Origin of the sequence: Pseudomonas sp. SWRI99, assembly GCF_014270125.1 — a bacterium.
Taxonomy (GTDB): Bacteria; Pseudomonadota; Gammaproteobacteria; order Pseudomonadales; family Pseudomonadaceae; genus Aquipseudomonas; species Aquipseudomonas hamedanensis.
Map to the genome: position 1 here is coordinate 1 of NZ_JABWQR010000057.1, position 10,931 is coordinate 10,931.

General features: G+C 62.0%; 10 protein-coding genes. 8 read left to right on the plus strand and 2 right to left on the minus strand.

Annotation, left to right across the window (positions count from 1 at the left end; all coding sequences use genetic code 11):
- Positions 1-198: 198 nt before the first annotated feature.
- From HU743_RS26800 to HU743_RS26815, 4 genes are read left to right on the plus strand one after another with little or no spacing between them, the layout of a single operon-like run.
- On the plus strand, positions 199-507 hold the full coding sequence (locus HU743_RS26800) for a PepSY domain-containing protein (protein ID WP_186652355.1): 309 nt from the start codon (positions 199-201) through the stop codon (positions 505-507).
- A complete protein-coding gene (locus HU743_RS26805) occupies positions 507-818 on the plus strand; it encodes a PepSY domain-containing protein (protein WP_186652358.1) in 312 nt (103 codons plus the stop codon). The genes HU743_RS26800 and HU743_RS26805 overlap by 1 nt, the downstream gene beginning before the upstream one ends.
- A 3-nt stretch (positions 819-821) precedes the next feature.
- The gene (locus HU743_RS26810) at positions 822-1,490 is read left to right on the plus strand and encodes a response regulator transcription factor (protein WP_186634091.1); all 669 of its coding nucleotides are present in this window, start codon (positions 822-824) and stop codon (positions 1,488-1,490) included.
- On the plus strand, positions 1,487-2,800 hold the full coding sequence (locus tag HU743_RS26815) for an ATP-binding protein (RefSeq protein ID WP_186652360.1): 1,314 nt from the start codon (positions 1,487-1,489) through the stop codon (positions 2,798-2,800). Before HU743_RS26810 ends, HU743_RS26815 begins: the two co-directional genes overlap by 4 nt.
- A gap of 127 nt (positions 2,801-2,927) precedes the next feature.
- Here HU743_RS26815 and HU743_RS26820 read toward each other — a convergent pair whose 3' ends face one another.
- The gene (locus HU743_RS26820) at positions 2,928-5,075 is read right to left on the minus strand and encodes a methyl-accepting chemotaxis protein (protein ID WP_186652363.1); all 2,148 of its coding nucleotides are present in this window, start codon (positions 5,073-5,075) and stop codon (positions 2,928-2,930) included.
- Between the two features lie 405 nt (positions 5,076-5,480).
- On the opposite strand from HU743_RS26820, the gene HU743_RS26825 reads away from it, so the two are divergent.
- Both HU743_RS26825 and HU743_RS26830 read left to right on the plus strand, forming a co-directional pair.
- Complete coding sequence (locus HU743_RS26825) at positions 5,481-6,797, plus strand: Na+/H+ antiporter NhaC family protein (protein ID WP_186623130.1); 1,317 nt, start codon at positions 5,481-5,483, stop codon at positions 6,795-6,797.
- A 207-nt stretch (positions 6,798-7,004) separates the two neighbouring features.
- Positions 7,005-8,687: a methyl-accepting chemotaxis protein gene (locus HU743_RS26830; protein WP_186623132.1), complete on the plus strand. Its 1,683-nt coding sequence runs from the start codon at positions 7,005-7,007 to the stop codon at positions 8,685-8,687.
- A 123-nt stretch (positions 8,688-8,810) separates the two neighbouring features.
- Here the strand turns inward: HU743_RS26830 and HU743_RS26835 are convergent, their stop codons facing one another.
- Positions 8,811-9,746, minus strand: a complete 936-nt coding sequence (locus HU743_RS26835; RefSeq protein ID WP_186652366.1) for a LysR family transcriptional regulator — start codon at positions 9,744-9,746, stop codon at positions 8,811-8,813.
- A 113-nt stretch (positions 9,747-9,859) separates the two neighbouring features.
- On the opposite strand from HU743_RS26835, the gene HU743_RS26840 reads away from it, so the two are divergent.
- On the plus strand, positions 9,860-10,345 hold the full coding sequence (locus HU743_RS26840; RefSeq protein WP_186652368.1) for a DMT family transporter: 486 nt from the start codon (positions 9,860-9,862) through the stop codon (positions 10,343-10,345).
- 3 nt (positions 10,346-10,348) lie between these two features.
- Positions 10,349-10,801 carry a DMT family transporter gene (locus HU743_RS26845; protein ID WP_186551758.1) on the plus strand — a complete coding sequence of 151 codons (453 nt, stop codon included), beginning with the start codon at positions 10,349-10,351 and terminating at the stop codon, positions 10,799-10,801.
- Positions 10,802-10,931 lie beyond the last annotated feature (130 nt).

The window sequence follows — 10,931 nt, forward strand, 5'->3', positions numbered from 1 at the left end:
GCGGTTGCGGCTTTCTGTCTGATGCCAATTGTGCAGCGTGGCTGATGACGTCATCGCGAGCAGGCTCACTCCTACAGGGTTTTGCTTCAGGCTGTGGATTGGTGGTGAAGAGGGCACAATGATGGCCATTCAGTTTCAGTTAAGTTGCTCCCGCTAAGGTGCTTACCGCAAGCAACATATAAGAATTCGGAGACACCCATGAACACCCTGACTGCCCTGACCACTGCCTCGATCATCGGCTTCACCGCCAGCCTCGCTCACGCGCGCGATCTCGGACCTGACGAAGCGCTTCGTTTGCGCGACGCTGGTACTATCGTCTCTTTCGAGAAGCTCAACTCCATCGCGCTGGAAAAACACCCCGGTTCGGAAATCACCGAAACCGAGCTGGAGGAGGAGTACGGCAAGTTCATTTACCAGATCGAACTGCGCGACCCGAAAGGGTTGAAGTGGGATCTGGAACTGAACGCCGTCGATGGTGAAGTACTCAGGGACCATCAGGATACGTAATGAAGCTGACTATTCGCGCCACCCGCCTGACGGCGCTGGCGCTGGTGTTGTTGTGCAGCACGGCTATGGCTCGTGACCTCGATCAGGATGAGGCGCTGACCCTGCGTCGCGAGGGCGTGATTCTGCCGCTGGAGCAAGTGCTGCAACAGGCCATGGACCGCTACCCCGGCGCCAAACTGCTGGAAGTCGAGCTGGAAGAAAAACACGACGTGTACATTTACGAAGTCGAATTGCTGACGCTCGAAGGCGTGGCCCGCGAACTGCACCTGAAGGCCGATACCGGCGAATTAGTCAAAGACAAGGAAGATTGATCGATGCGTTTGCTTCTGGTGGAAGACCACGTACCACTGGCCGACGAATTGCTCGCCGGCCTGCAACGCCAAGGCTACGCAGTGGACTGGCTGGCGGACGGCCGTGACGCGGTGTATCAGGGCAGCACTGAACCCTATGACCTGATCATCCTCGACCTCGGTCTGCCCGGGGTGCCGGGTCTTGACGTGCTCGGGCAATGGCGTGCGGGCGGTCTGGCGATTCCGGTGCTGATCCTCACCGCGCGCGACTCCTGGGCCGAGCGCATCGAGGGACTGAAGGCCGGCGCCGACGATTACCTGACCAAACCGTTTCACCCCGAAGAGTTGTACCTGCGCATCCAGTCCTTGCTGCGCCGCTCTAAAGGACAGTCCAACCAGTCGACGTTGCAAGCAGCCGGTCTGCATCTGGACGAGGGCCGTCAGTGCGTGGTGCGCGACGGCGCCGACATTCAGCTGACCGCTGCCGAATTCCGCCTGCTGCGCTATTTCATGTTGCACCCGGAGCAGATCCTTTCGAAAAGCCACCTCGCCGAACACCTCTATGACGGTGAAACAGAGCGCGATTCCAACGTCCTTGAGGTGCACGTCAATCACTTGCGGCGCAAGTTGGGCAAAAGCGTGATCGAAACCCGCCGCGGCCAGGGTTACCTGTTCGGCGGGCAAGCTTCGTGAGATCAATCCAGCGCCGTTTGAGCCTGGGGTTGATCAGCGTCATGGTGATCGTCGGTCTGGTGCTGGCGCAGACCAGCCTGTGGTTGTTCGAAGTCGGTTTGCAGCGCTATCTCGAAGCCGGTCTGCGCAACGACAGCGAAAGCCTGCTGGTGGCGCTGGTGCGCGGCCCGCAAGGCCTGCAACTGGATGAGCGGCACTTGTCGCCGGCTTATCAACGGCCCTTTTCCGGGCACTACTTCCGCATCGATTTTTCCGACAGCCATTGGCGCTCACGCTCGCTGTGGGATCAGGACTTGCCACTGCTTGAACAGCCGGGCCTGCACAGCAATCTGCAACTGGGCCCGGGCGGTCAGCGCCTGCTGGTGTTGCGTTCGGACTATCGTCGGCTGGGCCAGTCGATCTCGATCAGCGTTGCCCAGGATTACACGCCGGTCAGCGACAGTTTTCTGCGCATGCGCCAGATTGGCGTGGGCCTGGGGCTGGCGGCGCTGCTGCTGATTCTGTTTTTGCAACGCCTGACCGTGCGCCGTGCGTTGAAACCGCTGGAACGCGCCCGTGAGCAGATCGCCCAGTTGCAACAGGGCCAGCGTTCGCAGCTCGATGATCAGGTGCCGGTGGAACTGGAACCGCTGGTGGCGCAGATCAACCATTTGCTCGCGCACACCGAAGACAGCCTCAAGCGCTCGCGCAACGCTTTGGGCAACCTCGGCCATGCGCTGAAAACCCCGCTGGCGGTGCTGCTGAGCCTGGCCTCCAGCGAAAAACTCGATGACCATCCCGAGCTGCGCAAGGTGCTCAAGGAACAACTGGAGCAGGTGCAGCAACGCCTCAATCGCGAACTCAATCGCGCACGCCTGTCCGGTGATGCGCTGCCCGGGGCGTTGTTTGATTGCGACGCCGAACTGCCGGGCCTGCTGGCAACGCTGAACATGATTCACGGCGAGCATCTGGCCTTGAGTTATGTCGCGCCGCCCGGGCTGCAACTGCCGTGGGACCGCGAGGATTTGTTGGAACTGCTTGGCAACCTGCTCGACAACGCCTGCAAGTGGGCGGATGCCGAGGTGCGCTTGAGCGTCATCGAGCGCACCGATGGCTTTGCCCTGAGTGTGGAAGATGACGGGCCGGGAATTCCCGAAGAGCAACGCGCTCAGGTCTTCAGCCGTGGCACGCGGCTGGATGAGCAGACTGACGGGCACGGTTTGGGCCTGGGCATCGTGCGGGACATAGTCGATACGTGGGGCGGTTTGCTGGTGTTGGGCGAGAGCGAATGGGGCGGGTTGAAAGTGGTGATTGAACTGCCGAAACGCTAACCCAAGCCTTGTGCAAATCCTGTAGGAGTGAGCCTGCTCGCGATGGCGATGTCACATTCAGCATCGACGTGACAGACGAACCGCTATCGCGAGCAGGCTCACTCCTACAAGAGAATCTCGGTGGGTTTCAGACCCGAAACTGATCCATCAGGCTCTGCTGCTGATTCGCCAGGCTATTGAGCGACTGGCTCACCCGCGCCGACTCGTTCGCCTGTCCGGACAACGACTCGGTCACATCGCGAATCGTCGCCACGTTGCTGTTGATCTCCTCAGCCACCGCGCTCTGTTCTTCGGCGGCGCTGGCGATCTGCAGGTTCATGTCGCTGATCACCGTCACCGCATCGCCAATCTGCCGCAGCGCCGTCACCGCTTGCCCGACCTGTTCAACGCTGCCCTGGGCCTGCCGGTGGCTGTTGCCCATCGAACCGACCACTTCCTGCGTGCCGTTCTGCAACTGTTCGATGACCTGACGGGTTTCTTCCACCGACTCCTGCGTGCGGCGGGCGAGGTTGCGCACTTCGTCGGCGACCACGGCAAAACCGCGTCCGGTTTCACCGGCGCGGGCCGCTTCGATGGCGGCGTTGAGGGCCAGCAGGTTGGTTTGCTCGGCGATCGCGCGGATGGTCTCCAGCACCGTGCCGATCTTCTCGCTGTTGGCGGCCAGGCCTTCGACCTGGACCATCGCCGCGCTCATGTCGGCGGCGAGGGTATCGATGCTCGCGGTGGTACGGTCAATCACGGTCAGGCCCTGACGGGTGGCGCGGTCGGCGTCCTTGGCAGCTTCGGCGGCCTGCGCGGCACTGCGCGCGACGTCTTGCGCAGTGGCGCTCATCTCATGGGAGGCCGTGGCAACCTGATCGACCTGACGGTATTGCTGTTCCATGCCGGCGCTGGTCTGGGTGGCGATGGCCGAGGACTGGTCGGCGGTGTTGCGTGCGTCCTGCACCGAGCGTTTGACCTCAGCGATGATCGGCTGCAGTTTGTCGAGGAAGCGGTTGAACCAGCCGGCCAGTTGCCCGAGTTCATCCTGCTTGTCGTAGGCCAGACGCCGGGTCAGGTCGCCTTCACCGCTGGCGATGTCTTCGAGCATGTGCGCCACGCCGAGGATCGGTCGGGTCACGCTGCGCGCCATCAGCCACACCAGCAGCAGGCCGATCAGCGCGGCCAGTGCGCCCAGGCTCAGTTCGATCAGGGTGCCGGAGGTGTTGCTCGCGTCCAGTTGCTGCTTGAGCGCCTCGGCGCGACTGACCAGAACCTTCTCCGGCACATCGAGCAGCACACCCCAGGCCGGGCCATCGGGAATTGGCTGGAACGGCGACAGCACTTTCAACTGACCGTTGCTGTGCAGGCTGCTGACGCTGCGGCTGGCACTGAGCAGGCGCAGCAGTTCGCTGCCGCTGGTCTGGTCCACGGCATCGAGGCGCTGAACGAGCTTGCCGGCGTCCGGGCTGTAACCGGCGAGCAGGCCGGTCGGACTGATGATGCTCACCGCGGTCTGGCCGTCATAGAGCTTCTGGCTCGCCGTCTGGCTGATGGCTTGCAGGCTGTTGAGGTTGATGTCCACCGACAGCGAGGCGATGACTTTGCCGTTGACCATCAGCGGAAAAACGATGCTGGTCATCAGCACGTTGTGGCCGTCGATCACATAGAAGTACGGCTCGATCACGCAGGGCTTGAGCATGGTGCGCGGGCAGGTGAACCAGGCGTTGGCGGCCTGACCGCCGGGGCCGGTCCTGGTGTTGCTCATGTCGCTTTCCGGCAGCGCCATCGAGGTCACTTTGCCCGGAGTCGGTTGCGACCAGTACAGGGCGAATCGGCCCTTGTCGTTGCTGCCCAGTTCGGCCTGATCGGCAAACAGCTCGTCCTTGCCATCCAGCGCGTTGGCTTCGAATACCAGCGACAGGCCGAGCAGATCCGGGTTGGCTTGCAGCGCGGATTTGACCTGACGGGTCATGTCTTCACGCAGGTCGAAGGCGTCGAGAAAACGCTTCTCGGCCTGTTCACGCAGAAACAGCACTTGCCGCGAGAAACCGTGGCCATACTGGTAGGCGTCCATGAACTGCTGGCGAATACCGGCGGCCTGCACTTCACCTTGCGACTCGATACGCGCCTGCGCCGACTCGGTGAGCATTTCCATGCTCGAGGCTTTTACCAGTGCAGAACTGTGCTCCATGCGATACAGCGAAAGACCCACCAACAGGGTCACGATACCGGCCAGGCACAGGCCGGCGAGCAGGGTGATTTTCCATTGGATGGAAAGTGGTCTGAGCGACATGGGAACATCCTTATTCGATAAATATCTGAGACTTTGCACTGTAGCGGCCTAAAAGCAGCTTTCTTGAGCTTCAAGCTGCAAGCTGCATGCGCCACGCCCCCCCAAACTGATCGTTCCCACGCTCCGCGTGGGAATGCAGCCCCGGACGCTCCGCGTCCACGTCGTGACGCAGAGCGTCACAGGAGGCGTTACCACGCGGAGCGTGGGAACGATCAACCGTCTTCGCTTTCCGCTTGCCGCTCGAAACTTGCCGCTTGTAGCGTGAACTCTTGCAGCTTGCAGCAGCTTCCTTCAAAGTGCGCGCCCTCTAATAAGACCCTCTTTGCCAATCCGCCGGCCAACCCCGCGCGGACTCATCCTGTCTGGCGGTGTGTTTTCACCCGCAGTGTTTTTTGAGGTAGTGAAATGAATGCAGTCATAGCAGCCGTCGGCGTCATGCTGATCCTCAGTCTGTCGCGCGTGCATGTGGTGATCGCTTTGATCGTCGGCGCGCTGGTCGGTGGCCTCACCGGTGGCCTGGGCATCGAAGCGACGCTCAAGGCGTTCAACAGCGGCCTGGGCGGCGGGGCGACGGTGGCGTTGTCCTACGCTTTGCTCGGCGCTTTCGCGGTGGCGATTGCCAAGTCCGGACTGGCCCACGCCCTGGCCGACAAGGCCCTGGCGATGGTAGACCGGCAACACGCAGCCGGTGGCGGCAACGTCAAGTGGCTGCTGATCGGCCTGTTGTGGGTGGTGGCGATTGCCTCGCAAAACATCCTGCCGATCCACATCGCTTTCATTCCGCTGCTGGTGCCGCCGCTGCTCTATGTACTGACCAAGCTGCAACTCGACCGCCGGCTGATCGCCTGTGTGATGACCTTCGGTCTGATTACCCCGTACATGTTCCTGCCGGTGGGCTTTGGCAACATCTTCCTCAATGAGATCCTGCTGGCCAACGTCGCGCGCAGTGGCGTCGACATCAGCGGCATCAATGTCACCCACGCCATGGGCATTCCGGCGCTGGGCATGTTGGTCGGCCTCGGTATCGCGTTCATCAGCTACCGCAAGAAACGCGTGTACGACCTGGCAAAGATCGAGCAGGTCGAGCAAACGGCGGTGCAGTACAACCCGTTGAGCCTGGTGATCGCCGGCGTGGCGATTGCCGCGGCGTTCATCATTCAACTGTTGCTGGACTCGATGATTATCGGTGCGCTGGCCGGTTTTCTGATCTTTTCGGCGTCGGGCATCGTCAAGTGGCGCGAGACCGATGACCTGTTCACCGAAGGCATGAAGATGATGGCGATGATCGGTTTCATCATGATCGCCTCGTCCGGTTTCGGCGAAGTCATCAAGGCCACCGGGGAGGTGCAGACGCTGGTACAGACTTCGGCAGCGTGGATCGATCACAGCAAGGCGGTCGGTGCGCTGATGATGCTGCTGGTGGGCTTGCTGGTGACCATGGGCATCGGTTCGTCGTTTTCCACCGTGCCGATCCTTGCAGTGATTTTCGTGCCGCTGTGCGTGCAACTGGGTTTCAGCCCGATCGCCATTGTCTGCATCGTCGGCACCGCCGGCGCGCTGGGTGACGCCGGCTCGCCAGCCTCGGACTCGACCCTCGGTCCGACCTCCGGCCTGAACATCGACGGCCAGCACCACCACATCTGGGACACCGTGGTCCCGACCTTTCTGCATTACAACCTGCCGCTGCTGGTGTTTGGCTGGGTGGCGGCGATGGTCCTCTAAACGCCCCCCTGACTGATCGTTCCCACGCTCCGCGTGGGAATGCCTCCTGTGACGCTCTGCGTCACGCCGTGGGACGCGGAGCGTCCCGGGCAGCATTCCCACGCAGAGCGTGGGAACGATCATGGCGGGAGCACCCGACTCAACTTTTGCCGCAGCGTGCCGTTAAAGCCTTTAACCACGCCAACAAAATCAAAAGAGTGAGTCCCCATGCGCCTGAGTCTCAAGGCTAAAGTCCTGTCCCTTGCCGTCCTGCCGGTGCTGCTCTTTGCACTGGTCATCAGCGTGACCACGCTGTTCATCCTCCAGGAACAGGCGCGCAAGGAAGTCGAACAGACCCGCGAGCGCCTGCTCGGCGACGCCAAGGCCACCCTGCAAAGTTACGTCGCCGTGGCCATGACCACGATCAAACCGTTGTACGACGCGGCAGCGCCGGGCGATGACGCGGCGCGAGCGCAAGCGATCAAACTGCTCTCGGGCATCCGCTACGGCAAGGACGGCTACTTCTTCGGCTACGACTCCGCGATCGTGCGCCTGTTCAAGGCCAACGATCCTGATGGCGTGGGCAAAAGCTTCAAGGACAACCGCGACCCTAATGGCGTCTACGTCAACCTCGGTCTTGTGAATGTGGCGAAGGACGGCACCCACTATCTGCAATACAGTTCGCCACTGCCAGGCAACGCCAAGGTGCTGGTGCCGAAACTCGGTTACACCGAATACCTGGCGAAATGGGACATGGCGGTCGGTACGTCGGTCAACCTCGACGGCATCGAAGCCCAGGTGGCGCAGGTCGAAGCCCAGGTGCAGGAACGAGTGCGAGGCGTGGTGCTGAGCATTGCCGGTGTTGCCGTGTTGGTGTTGTTGGTGATCGCGGCGGCGGGGCTGTTGCTGGCCAATACCATCCTGCGGCCGCTGACCCTGATGAAGGCCAACCTCGACGACATCGCGGCGGGCGAGGGCGACCTGACCCGTCGCCTGAACATCACCAGCCAGGACGAACTCGGCGAACTGGCGGGTTCGTTCAACCGCTTCGTCGACAAGATCCACGGCCTGGTGCGACAGATCACCGAGATGACCACGCAACTGACCGGGCTGGTGACGCAGGTGTCCGATCAGGCGCAGCGTTCCGATCAGGCGATGGAGCGTCAGCGCCATGAAACCGATCAGGTCGCCACGGCGATCAACGAAATGTCCGCCGCGGCCCAGGAAGTGGCGAAGAGCGCACAAAACGCCGCCGTCGCCGCGCAGCAGACCGACGCAGAAGGCCAGAGCGCCAAGCGCGTGGTGGCCGGCAGCATCAAGCAGATTCATGCGCTGGTCGACGACATCCGCAGCAGCGGCGTGTCGCTGGACAGCCTGCAACAGGACGTGAGTTCGATTGTCGGCGTGCTTGGGGTGATCCGTTCGATTGCCGAGCAGACCAACCTGCTGGCGCTCAATGCCGCCATCGAAGCGGCGCGGGCCGGTGAGGCCGGGCGCGGGTTTGCGGTGGTCGCGGATGAAGTGCGTGCGTTGGCCAGTCGTACGCAGATCAGCACCCAGGAAATCCAGGGCATGATCGACCGCTTGCAGGCGGGGACGCAGCAGGCGGTCGAGGCGATGCGCCGTTCCAGCGAGGCCGGCGATGGCACTTCACAGCAGGCCAATCAGGCCGGGGCGTCGCTGGATGCGATGGCGGCGCTGATCGCCACGATCAACTCGATGAACGCGCAGATCGCCAGCGCGGCGGAAGAGCAGACGGCGGTGGCCGAAGAGATCAACCGCAGCGTGCATCAGATTGCGGTGGCGGTGGACAGCGTGGCGGATGAAACGCAGTTGGGCGCGCAGACCTCGCGCAGCCTGGCAGAGCTGGGGCAGCGGTTGGGCAAACTGGTCGGCCAGTTCCGTATCTGAGATTTGCGCTAACCCATTGTGGGGCGGGCTTGCTCGCGAAGGCGGTGTGTCAGATACCCAATGGGGTGACTGACACACCGCCTTCGCGAGCAAGCCCGCTCCCACATTGGATTTCTGCAGCGTTCAGGCTCGGTCCCAATACGGGATTTCGCCAAAGCACTCGACAAAAAAATCAATCACCGTCCGCACCTTCACCGACAAGCGCCGACTTCCCGGCCATAGCACCGCAATCTGCTGCGGCTCCAGACTGTTCGACACCTGATAGTCCCCGAGCACCGGTACCAGCGTGCCTTCGCGCACCGCTTCACCAATCAGCCACGACGGAAACATCACCAGGCCCAGCCCCTGCTCGGCGGCTTGGGTGAGGGTGTCGGCGTGGTTGCCGGTGATCGGGCCTTTTATCGAGTAGGGCGCCCAGTCTTCGCCATCGCGGCGAAAAAACCAGCGTTGTTGACCGGTCGCGCCTTTGTACGCCAGGCACTGGTGCTGCGCGAGCTGGTCGGGGTGTTGCGGGGTGCCGTGGCGCTTGAGGTACGCCGGGCTGGCCGCGACCTGAAAGCGGTGCGGGGCGATGATCCGCGCCTGCATGCTCGAATCGTGCAGCGCGCCGATGCGAAACAGCAGGTCGGCGCCTTCCTGCAAGGGGTCGATGTAATGGTCGGTCTGCTGGATATCCAGTTGCAGCTTCGGATAGCGCGCGCACAGCTGGCCGAGCCACGGCGTCAGGTGGCGTTGGCCGAATACCACCGGGGCGTTGATGCGCACCAGTCCCGTGGGTTCGCTTTGTTGCTCCTGCAGGGCCTGTTCGGCTTCCTCCAGTTGCACCAGGACCCGCCGCGCGTGGTGGCCGAGCATACGCCCGGCTTCGGTCGGGGTGACGGCGCGAGTGTGGCGGTAGAGCAATTGCTGATTCAGTGCTTGCTCCATCAACTGGATTTGCCGGGAGATCGACGACGGTGCCACGCCTTCACGGCGGGCCACTTCGGAAAAGCTGCCGTGGTCGAGTACCGCGACGAACAACCTGAGTGCCTTGAATCCAAGTTCGTTGAGGCCGTGCATGAGGTGTCTCGCTGTGCGTGATGCGCAAAAGTGTTGTCCGGATGCTCCCATTTATCGCACAGCTGCGCCAGCCGATAATCCGCGCCATCGTTTATGAGAGTGGAAGGTTGTTTATGCAGACGTTGAATGAAGGGGCGGTCACGGCGCCGGTGAGGAAGTCGGTGTTGCGCCTGTTATTGCTGCCGCTGGTGATTCTTGCCGGCATGGGCTTGTCGGTCGAGGCTGGACTGCTCGGACCGTTGGGCACGCAGGTCGGGCATCTATGGGCGACCTTGAGCATCTTCGGTGTGGGCTCGGCGATTCTGTTTTTGCTGCTGCTGTTCGCTGGCCCGCAAAAAGGTCCGGCGCTGACCGAACTGCCGCGCTGGCAGTTGATCGGTGGGTTCCTCGGGCCGATGTACGTGGTAGTGCTGACCCTGGCGACGCCGCACATCGGCATTGCCATGACGATGATTGCGATTTTGTCCGGGCAGGTCGGCAAGAGTGTGTTGATTGACCACTTCGGCTGGTTCGGCGCAACGCGCAAGAAGGTCAACGGCGAGCGCTGGCTGGCGTTGGGTTTGATTGTGGTGGCTTTGGTTCTGATTGCGCGGGGGTGAGTGATGGGTCTGGTGATTTTGTTGGCGGTGGTGGTATTGGCCGGTGCGGTATTGAGTGTGCAGGCCGCTATTAATGGGCGTCTGGGTGAAACCGTTGGCGTGCTGCGCAGCAGTTTGCTGACGTTTGTGGTCGGCGCTGTGGTGACCGGGTTGTTGATTCTGTTTTTCGAGCCGGCACAGGCAGTGAGTCTGCTTGAGGTGCCGAAGTGGCAACTGACCGGGGCGCTGTTTGGTGTGGTGTACATGATGGTGATGGTCGGCGCGGTGCCGGTGGTCGGCACGGCAGTGGCGACGGTGGCGGTGATTGTCGGGCAGTTGGGGATGGGCATGTTGATCGATAATTTTGGCTGGCTGGGGAACCCGGCGATCGAGCTGTCTTCGAGCCGGATGCTGGCGATGGTGTGTTTGGCGGTGGCTCTTGTATTTATGTATCGGAGTTCGCGTCGGGCGCAGTGATCGGGTATTTGGATTTGGGGTGGGTATCCGTTTTTTCGGGTGCTGCGGCTGGCGGTTCCGCCCTTACGGCGGGTGACTTTGGGGGCCCAAAGTAACCAAAGGCCTTTTGCCCTGACGTGCGGCCCCTCGC